Source organism: Geodermatophilus sp. SYSU D01119 (assembly GCF_054049975.1).
In genome coordinates this window covers 35027-50160 of sequence record NZ_JBJGYL010000005.1, presented here as the reverse complement: position 1 = coordinate 50160, position 15134 = coordinate 35027, and the positions used below count along the sequence as shown (strand labels likewise).

At 74.5% G+C, this 15134-nt stretch carries 18 protein-coding genes; 2 read left to right on the top strand and 16 right to left on the bottom strand.

All coding sequences use genetic code 11. The features are described 5' to 3' along the window. Positions 1-24: 24 nt before the first annotated feature. From fabG to ACI79X_RS05055, 11 genes are all read right to left on the bottom strand, one after another. A complete protein-coding gene (gene fabG / locus ACI79X_RS05105) occupies positions 25-786 on the bottom strand; it encodes a 3-oxoacyl-ACP reductase FabG (protein ID WP_457024336.1) in 762 nt (253 codons plus the stop codon). A gap of 144 nt (positions 787-930) precedes the next feature. After that, positions 931-1350, bottom strand: a complete 420-nt coding sequence (locus tag ACI79X_RS05100; RefSeq protein ID WP_457024335.1) for a DUF350 domain-containing protein — start codon at positions 1348-1350, stop codon at positions 931-933. 88 nt (positions 1351-1438) lie between these two features. Next, a complete protein-coding gene (locus ACI79X_RS05095) occupies positions 1439-1984 on the bottom strand; it encodes an AAA family ATPase (protein ID WP_457024334.1) in 546 nt (181 codons plus the stop codon). Beyond that, complete coding sequence (locus tag ACI79X_RS05090) at positions 1984-2247, bottom strand: hypothetical protein (protein ID WP_457024333.1); 264 nt, start codon at positions 2245-2247, stop codon at positions 1984-1986. The genes ACI79X_RS05095 and ACI79X_RS05090 overlap by 1 nt, the downstream gene beginning before the upstream one ends. A 10-nt stretch (positions 2248-2257) precedes the next feature. Further along, positions 2258-3727, bottom strand: coding sequence for an AI-2E family transporter (locus ACI79X_RS05085; RefSeq protein WP_457024332.1), 1470 nt, complete (start codon positions 3725-3727; stop codon positions 2258-2260). Positions 3728-3818: 91 nt separating this feature from the next. Further along, entirely contained in the window at positions 3819-4229 is a 411-nt protein-coding gene (locus ACI79X_RS05080; RefSeq protein WP_457024331.1) for an ankyrin repeat domain-containing protein, read from the bottom strand. Beyond that, the gene (locus tag ACI79X_RS05075) at positions 4226-5005 is read right to left on the bottom strand and encodes a dienelactone hydrolase family protein (RefSeq protein ID WP_457024330.1); all 780 of its coding nucleotides are present in this window, start codon (positions 5003-5005) and stop codon (positions 4226-4228) included. Before ACI79X_RS05075 ends, ACI79X_RS05080 begins: the two co-directional genes overlap by 4 nt. A 20-nt stretch (positions 5006-5025) precedes the next feature. Next, a complete protein-coding gene (locus ACI79X_RS05070) occupies positions 5026-5559 on the bottom strand; it encodes a hypothetical protein (RefSeq protein WP_457024329.1) in 534 nt (177 codons plus the stop codon). A gap of 88 nt (positions 5560-5647) precedes the next feature. Next, positions 5648-6172: a hypothetical protein gene (locus tag ACI79X_RS05065; RefSeq protein ID WP_457024328.1), complete on the bottom strand. Its 525-nt coding sequence runs from the start codon at positions 6170-6172 to the stop codon at positions 5648-5650. Between the two features lie 62 nt (positions 6173-6234). Continuing rightward, on the bottom strand, positions 6235-6699 hold the full coding sequence (locus ACI79X_RS05060; RefSeq protein ID WP_457024327.1) for a PPOX class F420-dependent oxidoreductase: 465 nt from the start codon (positions 6697-6699) through the stop codon (positions 6235-6237). A 51-nt stretch (positions 6700-6750) separates the two neighbouring features. Further along, positions 6751-7020, bottom strand: a complete 270-nt coding sequence (locus tag ACI79X_RS05055) for a hypothetical protein (RefSeq protein ID WP_457024326.1) — start codon at positions 7018-7020, stop codon at positions 6751-6753. 122 nt (positions 7021-7142) lie between these two features. On the opposite strand from ACI79X_RS05055, the gene ACI79X_RS05050 reads away from it, so the two are divergent. Next, the gene (locus ACI79X_RS05050) at positions 7143-8498 is read left to right on the top strand and encodes an AI-2E family transporter (protein WP_457024325.1); all 1356 of its coding nucleotides are present in this window, start codon (positions 7143-7145) and stop codon (positions 8496-8498) included. A 69-nt stretch (positions 8499-8567) separates the two neighbouring features. After that, a complete protein-coding gene (locus ACI79X_RS05045; RefSeq protein ID WP_457024324.1) occupies positions 8568-9518 on the top strand; it encodes a proteasome assembly chaperone family protein in 951 nt (316 codons plus the stop codon). 12 nt (positions 9519-9530) lie between these two features. Here the strand turns inward: ACI79X_RS05045 and ACI79X_RS05040 are convergent, their stop codons facing one another. From ACI79X_RS05040 to ligD, 5 genes are all read right to left on the bottom strand, one after another. Then, positions 9531-10835, bottom strand: a complete 1305-nt coding sequence (locus ACI79X_RS05040; RefSeq protein WP_457024323.1) for an MFS transporter — start codon at positions 10833-10835, stop codon at positions 9531-9533. Positions 10836-10990: 155 nt separating this feature from the next. Next, positions 10991-12661, bottom strand: a complete 1671-nt coding sequence (locus tag ACI79X_RS05035) for a catalase (protein ID WP_457024322.1) — start codon at positions 12659-12661, stop codon at positions 10991-10993. Then, complete coding sequence (locus tag ACI79X_RS05030) at positions 12658-13134, bottom strand: Fur family transcriptional regulator (RefSeq protein ID WP_457024321.1); 477 nt, start codon at positions 13132-13134, stop codon at positions 12658-12660. Before ACI79X_RS05030 ends, ACI79X_RS05035 begins: the two co-directional genes overlap by 4 nt. Positions 13135-13293: 159 nt before the next feature. Next, positions 13294-14178, bottom strand: a complete 885-nt coding sequence (purU, locus tag ACI79X_RS05025; RefSeq protein ID WP_457024320.1) for a formyltetrahydrofolate deformylase — start codon at positions 14176-14178, stop codon at positions 13294-13296. A gap of 33 nt (positions 14179-14211) precedes the next feature. Further along, positions 14212-15129 carry a non-homologous end-joining DNA ligase gene (gene ligD, locus ACI79X_RS05020; protein ID WP_457024319.1) on the bottom strand — a complete coding sequence of 306 codons (918 nt, stop codon included), beginning with the start codon at positions 15127-15129 and terminating at the stop codon, positions 14212-14214. Between the last annotated feature and the right edge of the window lie 5 nt (positions 15130-15134).

Below are 15134 nucleotides of genomic sequence, written 5' to 3'. Positions count from 1 at the left end.
CGGTGGGGGCAGGAGGGTCCTCCGTCAGGCCTTGGGGCCGCCCGCGGCGTAGACGACCTGGCCGGAGACGAAGCCGGCGCCCTCGCTGACGAAGAACGACACCAGGTGGGCGATGTCCTCGGGCTGGCCGACGCGGGCCACCGGGATCTGCGAGGCGGCGCCCTTGATGAAGTCGTCGAAGGGGATGCCCATGCGCTCGGCGGTGGCCATGGTCATCTCGGTCTGGATGAAGCCGGGGGCGATCGCGTTGGCGGTCACGCCGAACTTTCCGAGCTCGATGGCGAGGGTCTTGGTGAAGCCCTGCAGGCCGGCCTTCGCCGTCGAGTAGTTGGCCTGGCCGCGGTTGCCCAGCGCCGAGGTGCTCGACAGGTTGACGATCCGGCCGAACTTGGCGTCGACCATGTACTTCTGGCAGGCCCGGCTCATCAGGAAGGCGCCGCGCAGGTGCACGTTCATGACCAGGTCCCAGTCGACCTCGGTCATCTTGAACAGCATGTTGTCGCGGATGACGCCCGCGTTGTTGACGAGCACCACGGGGGCGCCGAGCTCGGCGGCGATCCGGTCGACGGCGGCCTGCACCTGCTCGGCGTCGCTGACGTCGGCGCCGACGCCGAGCGCGCGCCCACCCGCGGACTCGATGGCCTGCACCGTCTCCTTGGTGTTCGCCTCGTCGAGGTCGAGCACGGCGACGGCGAAGCCGTCGGCGGCCAGGCGCTTGGCGGTCGCGGCACCGATGCCGCGGGCGGCGCCGGTGACGATGGCGACGCGGGGGGTGGCCTCGCTCATGGCAGTTCCTCTCGCTGGTGGGGCGGCGTCGTCGCCGGCCTTCCGGATGGGGGCCGCCTCCCGGGATCCGGGGGCGGCCCGCGCTGCGCCGGACACGTTACGGCGGGCCCGGGGTGGTCCCGCCGCGGGTCCGGCGGGCGGGGGTCAGGGCCAGATGGAGGCGACGATGATCGCGGCGACCGACAGCTGCGCGGCGGCGCTGACCAGGGCCGCGGGGTGGAAGGCCACCTCGGTGACCAGCGCGCCCATCTTCCCGGGTGTCAGCAGGTCGAGGGCGAGGAAGGCGACGGCCTGGAGCAGCACGCCGAGCACCCCGAACACCACGGTGTCGAGCAGCGCCTGGCCGAATCCGGAGGTGGCGTTCGTCCAGATGGTGGTGAAGATGATCGCGCCCTGCGCGAGGAAGCCGGCCGCGAGCACGATGCCGGCGCTGACCGACCGGTCCTGGTAGATGTGCCGCCCCAGGTGGCCGGGGGTGAGCAGGTCGAGGACCAGGTACCCCAGGGCCAGCAGCACCAGGCCGACGGCGGTGTAGGCGACGGCGTATCCGATGCTGGCCAGCACGGGCGGGACCTCCGGGGTCGGGTCGGGGGGGGGGCGGACGGCCTGCAAGGTGTACCGCACCGCTCCGGCGCCCCGCACACGGCGTCCCTCAGCCGCGCGCCGTGTCGCCGGGCCCGCCGCCGTCCGTGCCGCCGGGCCCGTCGTCCGGCCGGACGACGTCGACCCGGTCGAAGCCCTCCTCCACCGACGGCGGGACCAGCCGCGCCAGCGTGGCGTGCACGCCGACCAGCGGGACCCGGGCCCGCCCCTCGCGGGCGTCGTTGCGGGCCAGGCAGGTGGCGCGCGGGGTGTCCAGCCACACCGCACGGACCGGCACCCCGGCCGCCCGGGCCGCGGCCACCAGCGGTGCCCGCTCGGCCGGCGAGGGGTTGGTGTTGTCGACGGCGACGCTGCGCCCGGCCGCGAGCAGCTCGGCGACCACCCGCTGCTGGCGCGCCTCGCGCCGCCGTGCCCGCGGCCAGTGGTCCTTGCTCACCACCGCGTGCGTGTCCGCCAGGTGCTCGCGCACCCAGGTGGACTTGCCCGCGCCCTGCAGCCCGACCAGGACGACGAGCTCGGGTGAGGTGCTGGAACGGCCTCCCTGCAGGGGCCCGCCGCGAGCGTGCGAGGGGTGGGGGGCAGGGAGGTCCTTCATCAGGCGGTGCGCCGCAGCGGCGTCACCGGCTCGTCGTCGTCGAGCACGGCACGGGCCGCCGGGTGCTCGACCAGGGCCAGCACGCGGCCGGACATGAACCGCGCGGTGCGCACGGGGGTGCCGCCGCGGGTGGTCTCGGTGACCTCCACGACGCCGCGGCCGTTGCTGACCTCCACGCGCCGGCCGGCGCGGGTGGCCTCGATCTCGTAGGTGCGGGTGCTGCCGCCGGCGTCGATCACGACCTCGACACGATCGCCCTTCACGGGGTCCTCCTCAGGGGGTGCTGCCGGGCACCGCGCCCGACTGTGGATCAACGTCCTCCTGGGGTCCGACATTCCCGTCGGCCGGGGTGTCGGCGGACTGTCCGTGCAGGTCGGACGGCGTGTCGGCCGGTCCGGAGCCGCGGCGGGCGGGCCAGTGCGGGTGCATGGCGCGCACCGACGCCAGCGCCGCCCGGCGGGTGTGGGCGCGCTGCCGCGCGCGGCTCGTGCGCGGCGCCCTCGGCTCCTCGCGCAGCAGCGCGTCGAGCCAGTGCCCGCGCGGGTCGACGTCGACCAGGAGGGCCTTGACCAGCAGCGTGAGCGGGATGGCCAGCAGGGCGCCCAGCGCGCCGAGCACCCAGCCCCAGAACAGCAGGGCGAGGAAGGTGACCGTCATCGACAGGCCGACGGAGTCACCCACGAACCGGGGCTGGATGAGCGTCTGGACGACGAAGTTGAGCAGCGCGTAGACGACGATGACGACCCAGAACTCGGTCCAGCCGCCGTCGAGGAGCGCGAGCAGCGCCGGCGGGATGACGCCGAGGACGAAGCCGATGTTGGGCACGTAGTTCGTGATGAACGACAGCAGGCCCCACAGCACCGGCATCGGCACGTCGAGGATCGCCAGGGCGACGGTGTCGCCGACCGCGACGATCGCGCCGAACACCGTGCTCACCAGCAGGTAGGAGCGGGTGCCGCGGGCGAACAGGCCCAGTGCGATCGGCAGGTGCGGCCGCTCCTCGGCCACCAGCGCCAGCCGCCGGCCGAACCCACCGGACTCGATGGCGAGGAAGACCATCGCCGACAGCAGCAGCACCAGCGTGGTCGCGGTGTCGGTGACCCGGGCCAGCAGGTCGGTGGCCAGCCCGACGAGCTGGCCGTAGTCGAACCGGTCGACGAGGTCCTGGATCTGGGTCGAGGACAGCCCGGCCTCGTCGAGCCGCTCCACGGCGTCGTCGAGCAGCACCGCGAACTGCGGCGCGTAGTCGGGCAGCAGGACGGCGAACTGGGCGATGGCCACGACCAGCAGCGAGCCCAGACCCAGCAGCACGCCCCAGACGAGCAGCAGCAGGACGGTGGCCGCGGCCGCGCGGGGCACGCCGTGGCGCAACAGCCAGCGCTGCACGGGCATGAGCGCGACGACGACGACCAGCGCGAGCATCACCGGCGCGACGAGCCAGGCGATCTCCCGCACCCCGGCGACGGCGATCGTCGCGGCCGCGGCGCCCACGAGGAGCACCAGCCAGCGCGGCAGCGCGCCGGACAGCAGGCCGCCGGGGCCGGCGGGGTCGGCCCCGGCGGTGGTCGGGTCGGGCGCCACGGCGGCGGGCGCCGGGCCGGCGTCGGACGGGGGCCCCGACTCGCGGGCGGGTGGGGCGGCCGGCAGGGCCGTGAGCGCCTCGTCGTCGGCGGGGGCGAGCCGGGTGCTCCCGCCGCGGGACCGGTCCGCGCCCGGTCCGGGCAGGTGCTGCTGAGCGACCATGGGTCCCCCTCCCCCGTCCGGTGCCGCCCGGGGCGACCGTGCCGCCGGGCCCGCCCACATTGTCACGGCGCGCCGCGCGGCGGGCCCGGCGTCAGCGGGTGTCGCGGTCCAGCAGCGCGGTCATCTCCGGGAGCTCGAAGAACGCCGCGGTCTCGCGGGCGCTCGGCCCGCCGGCGTCGGGGTCGGCGCCGGCGTCCAGCAGCGCCGTCACGCCGGCCTCCGAGCGGCGGAACACCGCCGCGGCCAGCGCCGTCTGCCCGCGGTCGTTGGCCCGGCCGTGGTCGGCGCCGCGGGCCAGCAGGGCGGCCACCGTGTCGGGGTGGTCGTGGTAGGCGGCCAGGACGAGCAGGGTGTCGCCCTTCTCGTTGGTCAGGTCCACCGGCACCCCGGCGTCGACGTAGGCGGCGAGCTCCTCGGTGTGCCCGGCGCGGGCCAGGTCGAAGACCCGGCGGGCCAGCTCGAGGACGCCCTCCTCGATCGGCTCGCCCCCGGGCCCGCTCACGCGGCCGCCCCGGCGGCCACCCGGTCGGCCAGCGCGAGCATCCGCCGCCACGCGTCCTGGCAGGCCTCGCCCCACTCGGGGGCCGCGCGGTCGAAGAAGGAGTGCGGCGCGCCGTCGTAGACGGCGGTCTCCACGTCGGCCCCGCCCTCCCGCATGGTCGCGGCCAGGGCCAGCTGCTCCTCCACCGGCGTCGCGGCGTCGGCCCCGGCGATGAGCATCAGCGTGGGGCGGCTGGCGCGGGCGGCGGCGTCGCCGACCATGGCCGGGCGGCCGTAGAAGCCGGCGCAAGCGGCGACGTCGAGGTCCCCGCCGGCCTGCCGCCACGAGTGGCTGCCGCCGAAGCAGAAGCCGACGGTGAGCACCGGCAGGTCCGGTCGGGTGCGGGCGCGCAGCTCGGCGATCGCGGCGGTGAGGTCGGCGTCGATGCCCTCGGCCGTGGTCTGCGGGATGTGCGTCTGCCAGTCGAAGTCGGCGTCGCGGGTGCCGGTCTGCGCGGTGCCGGCCGTGCGGCCGAACCAGTCGATCGCGACGGCGGGCAGCCCGGCCTCGGCGAACCGCTCGGTCAGGGCGACGTAGTAGGGGTGCAGGCCGCGGATGTCGGGCAGTACGACGACGCCCGCCCCGGCGGCCGCCCCGTCGGCGGCGGTGCCGGCGGGCAGCGCCCAGGCGGCCGACAGCCGCGTGCCGTCGGCCGCGGTGAGCGTGGTCAGGCCGGAGCCGCCGACCTCCCCCGAGCGGGGCGGCGCGGGCGGGCGGCTGGCGGGGTCGTGGCACATGGCCTCGTTGCTACCAGTCCTCAGTCGACGTCGCTGGGGACGGCCGCCTCCGGCCGGCCGCCGAAGGTCGCGGCGGCGACCTCGCGGCGGGCGTCGGTGAGCCACTCGTACTGGCGGTGCGCCTGGTCGATGAGCCGGTCGAGCTCCGCGCGGTCGAGGCGGTCGTCGACCTCGGAGACGATCCGCAGGGTCTCGAAGCCGCTGCGCTTGCCGCGCACCGCCGACGCCAGGAACTCGAACTCGACGAGGTCCGACAGCGGCGAGCGCGACAGCAGCCGGCCGTTGAGCTTGGCGCGGGTCACCTTCTCGGCGAGCCACACGCCGACCTGCTTGTACTGGCGCACCGGAACGCCCAGGGCCGCGGCGACCCGCTGCAGGGCCGCACGCTCCTCGAACAGCTCGCCGCGGAGCTGCTCGAGCGGCTGCTGCCAGCGGCTGCCGCGGTGCACGCCGATCATGCGGCCCACCAGCTCGATGCCGCCGGTGGCCGCGGCCAGGTGGTCGTTGACGTAGATGCCGAGGAGCTCGGCGTTGCGCTGGGGCTGCTCGGGCACGGCGGACCTCCGGTCGAGGGTGTTCCGGACGGTTCATCCTCGCCGATCGCGGCCCGGTGACGCGCGGCGGTGTCCCCCGCGCGGGCGGTCAGCCGGCGGCCCGGGCCAGCAGCCGGGCGGCGGCCGGGCGCAGCTCCTGCTCCAGGTCCCAGCCGCCGGCCGCCAGCCGCTGGGCGACCGCCTGGCGGGAGATCCCGAGCGCCGCCGCCGCCGCGGCCCGGGTGCCGCCGGCCGCGAGGAGGTCGGCGGCGGCCCAGGCCGCGGGACTGCGGCGGGCCAGCAGTCCGGCGAGCGCGGCGAGCACCGCCTGGGCATCGGCGGCGGCCTCGGCGTCGGCGCCGCGCACCGCCAGCCGCGCCGGGCGCCGGGAGGCCGCCTCGAGCGCGCGCCGGGCGGCGAGCGCGACGGGCCCGTCGTCGTCACCCGGGGCGGCGCCCACCCCGATCCGCCAGCCGCCGCGGCGGACGAGCGCGGCGACGGCGTCGACCGCCGCCGCGGGCCCGGCGGCCGGCGCGGTCCACCCCTCCCCCAGCGGCCGGGCCGCCGGGCCCAGCTCCGGCGGCGGGGCGGCAGGACCACCGCTCAGCGGAGCGCAGGCGAGGGCCAGGGGCACACGGGGAGGGTCGCCGCCCGGTGCCGCGGAGGCAAGCTCCTGGGCTTGCCCGGCGCGCCGCCTCAGCCGGCGTCGAGCTCCGGCGGGAAGCCGCCGGTGGCCACCGGGCCCCAGCTGTCGACGGTCACGCGCAGCAGCGACTTGCCCTGGCGCGCCATCGCGGCGCGGTACTCGTCCCAGTCGGGGTGCTCGCCGCTGATGGAGCGGAAGTACTCGACGAGCGGCTCGAGCGCCTCGGGCAGGTCGAGGACCTCGGCGGTGCCGTCGAGCTGCACCCAGGGCCCGTCGAAGTCGTCGCTGAGCACGCAGAGGGAGACGGCGGGGTCGCGGCGGGCGTTGCGCACCTTGGCGCGCTGCGGGTAGGTGGAGACGACGACCCGGCCCTCGGCGTCGACGCCGAAGGTCACCGGGGACATCTGGACGCCGCCCTCGCGACGGCGGGTGAGCAGCACGGCACGGTGCCGCGGGCGGAGGAACTCCAGCAGGGCGGGGCGGTCGACACGGTCGGCGGTGGCGGTCCTGGGCACGGTCCCGACGCTAGCGCCCCCGTACGCGGGCGCCGGGGCCGCGCCCGGGCGTCAGGAGCCGGTCTTCGTGACGCCGAACATCAGGACCCGGCGCTCGATGTCGTAGTGGACGGTCTCGGTGTTGGTGAGCAGGTCCTGCAGGTTGTCGGCGTCGTCGGGGTCGAGGGTGAGGACCTCCTCCCACGCCCCCTCATCGAGGACGAGCTGCAGGGTGTACGTGCCGGGCTTGCCGGGCTCCCCGGCGATCCAGCTGAACTGGTAGTGCGACAGCTGCCGCACCTTGACGCTGTTGTCGGTGACCGGCTGCGGGACCTCGGGCATGGCGGTACCTCTCGGGAGGGGCCGGGGCGGGGCCCCCGGCGGGGTCCCCGTACCCGCCCCGGGCTGCCGGGATGCCCTGGTCCGCCCGGTGGGCACCGGTGATCCGTGGTGCGATGGGGACCATGAGGTTCCGCCTTCCCGGACACCGGGACGCCGCACCGGCCGGGGCGCGCGCCGCGGGCGGTCCCGCGGCCCGCCCGGGCGCCGGGGACGGCACCACGCCGTCCTCCGAGCACCCCGTGCCCACGCTGACCGGCGAGGGCGGGCAGGGCGACCCCCGCGGCGACGACCACCGGGCCACCGCCGCGCCCACCCCGACCTGGCAGCGCGGCGAGCGCGCCCGGGCGGCGAGCCGCACCCTCGCGATCGCGTCGGCGCAGCTGCTGCTCATCGCCGCGGCGCTCGTCGTCATCGGGTGGGTGCTCGGCCGGCTGTGGGTGGTCCTGCTGCCGATCATCCTGGGGCTGCTGTTCGCCACCGTGCTGTGGCCGCCCACCCGCTTCCTGCGCCGGCACGGCTGGCCGCCCGCCCTCGCCGCGGCCGTGGTGCTGCTGCTCTTCCTCGCGGTGATCGGCGGGATCATCGCGATCATCGCGCCCCAGGTCGCCGATCAGGTCACCGACCTCGCCGACCAGTTCGCCAGCGGCCTGCAGCAGGTGCAGCAGTGGCTGCAGGGGCCGCCGTTCGACATCGACGAGGAACAGCTCGGCCAGTACGTCGACCAGGCGATCAACTCGGTTCAGGCCAACGCGTCCAACATCGCCGGCTACGCCGCGACCGGGGCCTCCGCCGTCGGCAACGGCCTGATCAACCTGGTGCTGGCGCTGGTGCTGGCCTTCTTCTTCATCAAGGACGGGCCGCGCTGGGTGCCGTGGCTGGCCGCCCAGGCCGGGCCGAAGGCCGCCCCGCACGTGGCCGCGCTGTCGCAGAAGACGTGGAGCACGCTGTCGGAGTTCATCAAGCAGCAGGCGCTGGTCGGCTTCGTCGACGCCTTCTTCATCGGCCTGGGCCTGTGGATCCTCGACGTGCCGCTGGTCATCCCGCTGGCCGTGCTGACCTTCTTCGGCGCGTTCATCCCGATCATCGGCGCCTTCGTGGCGGGCGCGTTCGCGGTGCTCATCGCGCTCGTCGACGAGGGCTTCACCGTGGCGCTGATCGTCTTCGGCATCGTGCTGCTCGTGCAGCAGCTCGAGGGCAACGTGCTGCAGCCGATCATCCAGGGTCGCGGCTTCAACCTGCACGCCGCGGTGGTCATCCTCGCCGTCACCGCGGGCAGCAGCCTGGCCGGCATCATCGGCGCCTTCCTCGGCGTGCCGGTCGCCGCGCTCATCGCCGTCACCTACCGGTACGTGCGCGACGTCTTCGACGGCCGCCACCCGGAGGTGGCCGGCGACGGCACGCACGCCCGGGTGGCGGGCGGCGACGACGGCGCCGTCCTCACCCGCGCGCCCGCGCCGGGAGGGCCCGCCGCGGGGTGAGACCGGGAATGCGGTGCCGTCCGCCGGCGCTGCTCCCTGCTGACGTCCGACCAGCAGGAGGTGCCCACCGTGGCGCAGCTACCGGAGGAGCTCGTCGAGCTGCTCCCCGATGCCGAGCAGTTCCTCGCCGCCGAGGCGGAGGTGACCGCGCCGGAGCACCGGCGCGGCCTGGTGCTCGTGCACGCCCTCGCGGGCGACTTCGACGCGGCGTCCTCGGCCGCCCTCGCGGCCACGCACCTGCTGGACACGCTGCCGCACCGCACCATCGCCCGCCTCGACGCCGACCTGCTGGTCGACTACCGGGCCCGGCGCCCGCGGATGTCCTTCTCCGGCGACCGCTACGAGTCCTTCGACGCCCCGGAGATCCTGCTCAGCGCCCTGGAGGACGACTCCGGCGAGCCGTTCCTGCTGCTGCACGGCCCCGAACCGGACTACCGGTGGGAGGCGTTCACCGGCGCCGTCACCTCCCTCGTGGAGGAGCTCGGTGTGACGTCGGTGGTGGCGCTGCAGGCCATCCCGATGCCCGTGCCGCACACCCGGCCGGTGACGGTGACCGCGCACGCCACACGCCGCTCGCTCATCGAGTCCTACCCCGTCTACTGGGGCGACCTGCGCATCCCGGGCAGCGCCTCGGCCCTGCTGGAGCTCCGGCTCGGCGAGGCCGGCGTCGACGCGCTCGGCGTGGCCGCGCACGTGCCGCACTACCTGGCCCAGGCCACGTTCCCGGCGGCGACGCTGACGCTGCTCGAGCACCTCGGCCGCCTGACCGGCCTGCTGCTGCCCACCGAGACGCTGCGCGAGGCCGCGCAGGAGCACCGCACCGAGGTCGACGAGCAGATCGCCCGCTCCTCGGACAACACCGCCGTGGTCGCCGCTCTGGAGCAGCAGTACGACCAGTTCACCGCCGCCCGGGAGGGCAGCGACCTGCTCGGCAGCGTCGGTGAGGTGCCCAGCGGCGACGAGATCGGCGCGGAGTTCGAGCGCTTCCTCGCCGAGCAGGACCGCCGCCAGGGCGACTAGGCGACCCGGGGCTCAGGCCCGCCGCAGCGCCCGGGTGACGCTCAGCGCCAGCGCGCCCAGCGCGCCGACGACGGCGAACACGTAGAAGCCCCAGGGGAAGGCGATGCCCGCCGTCACGAGGGCGCCGGTGACGACCGGGCCGACGATCGCGCCCACGCGGCCCGCGCCGGCCGACCAGCCGAGCGCCGTGGCGCGCACGGCCGGCGGGTTGTTGGCGCTGGTGAACGCGTAGACGAGGACCTGCGCCGAGAAGACGAAGCAGCCGGTCAGGAAGCACATCAGGTAGAGGCCCGCGGTGGGCAGCCGCACCGACAGCAGGGCCAGGAACAGCGCGCCCGAGGCGAACCAGATCATCCCGGCGAGGCGGGCGCCGATCCGGTCGGCCACCGTGCCGGCCACCAGCAGGCCGACGATCGCGCCGACGTTGAGCACCAGCAGGAAGGCCAGCGCGTCGCCTAGGTCGTAACCGGCGTCGCGCATGATCGTCGGCAGCCAGTTGTTGAGGCCGTAGACGAGCAGCAGGCCCATGAACGAGGTGACGCCGATCGCCACGGTGTTGCGCGCGTGGCCGCCGGTGAACAGCGACCGGACCGTCGCCGCCGCGCCCGACCCCGCCGCCGGGGTCGCCGGCCCCGTCTCGGCCTCCAGCGTCAGCCCGTTGCCGCGGGCCACCTCCTCGGCCTCCGCGCGCCGGCCCGCGGCCAGCAGGTAGGACGGCGACTCCGGCAGCTTCGCCAGCATCAGCGGGACCAGCACGAGCGCGGGCGCGGCGCCGATGACGAACATCCACCGCCAGCCCAGCGACGGGATGACCGGGATCGCCAGGGCCGCCGTGGCGACGGCGCCGACGTGGTAGCCGGTCATGATCGTCGTGGTGGCGCGGCCGCTGCGCCCGGACCGGCTGAACTCGTTGACCATCGCGATGGCCGTGGGCAGGCAGCCCCCGAGGCCCACCCCGGCGAGGAAGCGCAGCACGCCGAAGACGGTCTCGTTCGGCGCGAAGGCACACAGCAGCGTGAACAGCGAGAAGGACACGACCGCGCCGATCAGCGCCTTGCGGCGGCCGACGACGTCGGTGAGCGTGCCGATGGTCAGCGCGCCGATCATCATGCCGACGAGACCGACGGTGATCACCACGGTGGCGCCGGTGCCGGAGAGGGCGAACTCCTCCGGCTCGGACAGCGTGGGGACCACGGTCCCGACGACGACGAGGTCGAAGCCGTCGAGCAGGACGGCGATCCAGCAGAGCGGCGCGACCCAGCCGGCGGCGCGGGCCGCCGTCCCGGGTGCGGTCGGGCGCACGGGGGTCGTGCTCATCGGTCCTCCACGGCGAGGGCGCGGTGCGGTCGACCGACGCTAGGTGGGCCGCGCGCGCCGCCCCACTCGACTCCCGGCCAGTGGAAGACCCGGGGACGGCGACGGGCCGCGACCGGGGGATCCCGGTCGCGGCCCGCCGTGTCGTGCTGGGTCGATCAGGCGCCGAAGGTGACCTCGACGCGCTCGTTGGGCACGCAGTGCGTCATCTTCAGGCCGGTGACGTCGCGCGGGCCGTTCTTGCCGAGGTTGGCCGCGCGCTGCAGCTCCGCCTCCGACAGCGTCTGGGTCTGCAGCGGCTCGAGCCCGCGGACGTCGTCCGCGGAGATGCCGAGACCCTCGCCGACCCGCTGGCCGAGCTCGTCGTCGCACATGAAGAAGTGCCAGACCATCCGCTCCTGGACGGGGCGGACCGCCTCGGAGATGTTGTCGACCAGGTTCTTCACCAGGTCGTCCTTCTCCCACTGGTCCATGAGCTGGTAGCGCTGCCCGGCCTGCGTGTAGTCGTCGGTCCGGGGGATGCGCTTGCGGGTGAGCCGGCCGGTGATGACCGGGCCCTGCTCGTCGTGCGTCGGGTACTGGGCCTCGCGCAGGCCGCCGGTGATCGACGGCTCGTAGTTCACGTGCGGGTTCTGGCCCGGGCCCAGGTCCACGCCGTAGGACATCTGGCCGCCGCGCTGGTTGGTGTGGACCTTCGCGCCCTTGGCCGAGTTGACCGGCAGCTGCAGGTAGTTCGGGCCCACCCGGTAGCGCTGGGTGTCGGAGTAGGAGAACGTCCGGCCGACCAGCATCTTGTCGTCGGAGAAGTCGAGGCCGTCGACCAGCACACCGGTGCCGAAGGCGCTCTGCTCGTTCTCGTTGTGGTGGTCGGTGACGTTGCGGTTGAGCGTCATCGTCCCGACGAGCTTGGGCTCGAAGTCGTTCTCCGGCCACACCTTGGTGTCGTCGAGCGGGTCGAAGTCGAGCTCGGGGTGCTCGTCGTCGCTCATGAGCTGGACGTAGAGGTCCCACTGCGGGAAGTCGCCGTTCTCGATGGCCTCGTAGAGGTCCTTCGTGGCGTGCCCGAGGTCGTTCGCCTGGATGGCCGCGGCGTCGGCCGCGGTCAGCGACTTCACGCCCTGCTTCGGGATCCAGTGGTACTTGACCAGGTGGGTCTCGCCCTCGGCGTTGACCCACTTGTAGGTGTTCACGCCGAAGCCCTGCATGTGCCGGTAGTCCGACGGGATGCCGCGGGGCGAGAACAGGTTGACCAGCATGTGCATCGCCTCGGGCGTCTGCGACATGAAGTCGAAGATCCGGGCGGGCTCCTGCCGGAAGGTGATCGGGTCCGGCTTCAGGGAGTGGATGACGTCGGGGAACTTGATCGCGTCGCGGATGAAGAAGACCGCGAGGTTGTTGCCGACGAGGTCCCAGTTGCCGTCCTCGGTGTAGAGCTTGACGGCGAACCCGCGCGGGTCACGGGCGGCCTCCGAGGAGTCGCGGCCGCCGATGACGGTGGAGAAGCGGATCGCCAGCTCGGTCTTCTTGCCGGGGGCGTTGAGGAACTTGGCGCGGGTGTAGCGCTCGATGGGCTCGTCGCCCCACTTCCCCGTGGCCTCGAACTCGCCGTAGGCGACGAAGCCGCGGGCGTGGACGACGCGCTCGGGGATCCGCTCGCGGTCGAAGTGGCTGATCTTCTCGAGGAACTGGTAGTTCTCCAGGGTCGCCGGGCCGCGCGCGCCCACCGTCCGCTGGTTCTGGTTGTCGTAGACCGGGTGGCCCTGACGGTTCGTCAGGACGGCGCGGTCGGCCTCGCTCGGGGCCGGGCCCTGCGATGCGACGTCGGTCATGCTCCTGTTCCTCCTCGGTTGTGGTGCTGTGCGACCGGGACGGCGACCGCGGGGCGGCCGGCGTCCTGGCAGTCGGGGCAGAGCCCCCAGAACACGACCTCGGCCTCGTCGACGACGAAGCCGGACGTGTCCGACGGGTGGAGGCACGGGGCCGCGCCGACGGTGCAGTCGACGTCGGCCACCACGCCGCACGAACGGCAGACCAGGTGGTGGTGGTTGTCCCCCACGCGGACCTCGTAGAGCGCCGGGGCACCGGCGGGCTCGACCCTGCGGGCCATGCCGACGGCGACCAGCGCCTTGAGCACCCCGTACACCGCCTGCGGCGAGAGCGTCGGGTGCGCCGCGCGGGCCACCGTGACCAGCGTGTCCGCGTCGGCGTGGGGATGGCCGGCCAGGGCGTCGAGCACCGCGAGCCGGGGGCGGGTCACCCGCAATCCCGCGTCGCGCAGCCGGTGCGCCCAGGTCGTCTCCATCGGCTCCCACCCAACCCCCGTTTCTTGATCCAGTCAAATCAAGGGTGGGAGAACGGGGGATGTCGTGCAGGGGTCCCCTACCCGCCGTGGGGGCCCGGACACACGCCGGGCCCTCCTCCGCGGTGCGGGAGGGGGGCCCGGGGGACGGGGCGGGGGAGCTCAGGCGAAGACGATGGTGCGGTCGCCCTCGACGACCACGCGGTCCTCGACGTGCCAGGTGACCGCCTGGGCCAGCACCTGGCGCTCGACGTAGCGGCCCACCCGGCGCATGTCCTCCACGGTGGCGCGGTGGTCCACCCGGGCCACCTCCTGCTCGATGATCGGGCCGGCGTCGAGGTCGGGGGTGACGTAGTGCGCCGTCGCCCCGATGAGCTTCACCCCGCGGTCGTGCGCCGCCCGGTAGGGGTTCGCGCCGACGAACGCCGGCAGGAAGCTGTGGTGGATGTTGATCAGCCGCTCGGGGAACCGGCTGCAGAAGTCGGCCGAGACGATCTGCATGTAGCGGGCGAGCACCACGAGGTCGACGTCGCCCACCAGCTCCAGGGCCCGCGCCTCGGCCTGCTCCTTGGTCTCCGGTGTGACCGGCACGTGGTGGAAGGGCACGCCTGCTGCGGCCGCGACCGGCTCGAGGTCGGGGTGGTTGGAGACCACGGCGACGATGTCGGCGCGCAGGTCGCCGGCGCGCACCCGGTAGACCAGCTCCTGCAGGACGTGGTCCGTCTTCGAGACGAACACCGCCACCCGCGGGCGGTACGCGGCCTCCGACAGCCGCCAGGTCAGCTGCCACTGCGCCGCGAGCAGCTCCAGCGCCCCCTCGAGCCGGCCGCGGTGCTCCGCGAGCCCGGGCAGCACGAACTCCAGCCGCAGCGTGAAGGTGCCGCCGGTGGGGTCCGAGGAGTGCTGCTGCGACTCGGTGATGTTGGCGCCGACGTCGGCCAGCAGGCGGGACAGCACCGCCACGATGCCCGGGCGGTCGGGACAGCGGACGACGAGCCGTCCCACGTCGGCGGTGGCGGGGTCGTGGGCGAGCGGCGCGGCGGACACGGTGCGACATGCTCGCAGAGCCGCCCCACCCGGCTACACCGCGGGCAACCGAGCCCGGGTACGCCCGGCGACGTCGAACAGGTCGCCGTACTCCTCCACCCGCGCCAGCACCTCCTCGGTGCGGAACCGCAGCTCACCGGGGTCGGCGCCGTCGCGGACGGCGTCCACCTCGTCCCAGCCGATCGGCGTGGACACCGGGGCGTCGGGCCGGGCCCGCAGCGAGTAGGGCGCCACCGTCGTCTTGGCCGGGTTGTTCTGGCTCCAGTCGACGAGCACCTTGCCCGGCCGCAGCGCCTTCTCCATCCGCCAGACGACGCGGTCGGGCGTCTCGGCGGTCAGCTCCTGCGCCAGCGCCTTGGCGTAGCGGGAGGGGTGCTCGCGGTCGGTCACCCGGATCGGCGCGTAGACCTGCATGCCCTTGGACCCCGACGTCTTGACCACCGGGTCGAGGCCGTCGGCCACGAGCTTGACCCGCAGCCGCTCGGCGAGGTCGCAGCACTCGGCGATGCCGGCCTGCGGGCCCGGGTCGAGGTCGAGGACGAGCAGGTCGGGCAGGGTCGGCTGGAGCTTGCTCCCCACCTGCCACTGCGGCACGTGCAGTTCCAGCGCCGCGAGGTTGGCCGCCCAGGCGAGGTCGGCGACGGTCTCCAGGACCACCATCTCCAGGACCTCGCGGTCCCGGGTGCTGCCGGGGCTGGGCACGGTCACCTTCCGTACCCAGTCGGGCGCGTGGCGGGCGCTGTTCTTCTCGAAGAACGCCTGCCCCTCGACGCCGTCGGGCCAGCGGGTGAAGGTCACCGGCCGCCCCGACAGGTGCGGCAGCAGCACCGGGGCGATGCGCACGTAGTAGTCGATGACCGAGGCCTTGGTGAACGAGACCTCGGGGAACAGGACCTTGTCCAGGTTGGAGACCGACAGCTGCCGGCCCTCGACCCGCACCCGCTGCTTCACGGCCT

Bases quoted from the DNA above. Each gene is read 5' to 3' on its own strand.
- fabG (WP_457024336.1), bottom strand. From the start codon at position 786: ATGAGCGAGGCCACCCCCCGCGTCGCCATCGTCACCGGCGCCGCCCGC.
- ACI79X_RS05095 (WP_457024334.1), bottom strand. From the start codon at position 1,984: ATGAAGGACCTCCCTGCCCCCCACCCCTCGCACGCTCGCGGCGGGCCC.
- ACI79X_RS05085 (WP_457024332.1), bottom strand. From the start codon at position 3,727: ATGGTCGCTCAGCAGCACCTGCCCGGACCGGGCGCGGACCGGTCCCGC.
- ACI79X_RS05075 (WP_457024330.1), bottom strand. From the start codon at position 5,005: ATGTGCCACGACCCCGCCAGCCGCCCGCCCGCGCCGCCCCGCTCGGGG.
- ACI79X_RS05055 (WP_457024326.1), bottom strand. From the start codon at position 7,020: ATGCCCGAGGTCCCGCAGCCGGTCACCGACAACAGCGTCAAGGTGCGG.
- ACI79X_RS05050 (WP_457024325.1), top strand. From the start codon at position 7,143: ATGAGGTTCCGCCTTCCCGGACACCGGGACGCCGCACCGGCCGGGGCG.
- ACI79X_RS05040 (WP_457024323.1), bottom strand. From the start codon at position 10,835: ATGAGCACGACCCCCGTGCGCCCGACCGCACCCGGGACGGCGGCCCGC.
- ACI79X_RS05035 (WP_457024322.1), bottom strand. From the start codon at position 12,661: ATGACCGACGTCGCATCGCAGGGCCCGGCCCCGAGCGAGGCCGACCGC.
- ACI79X_RS05030 (WP_457024321.1), bottom strand. From the start codon at position 13,134: ATGGAGACGACCTGGGCGCACCGGCTGCGCGACGCGGGATTGCGGGTG.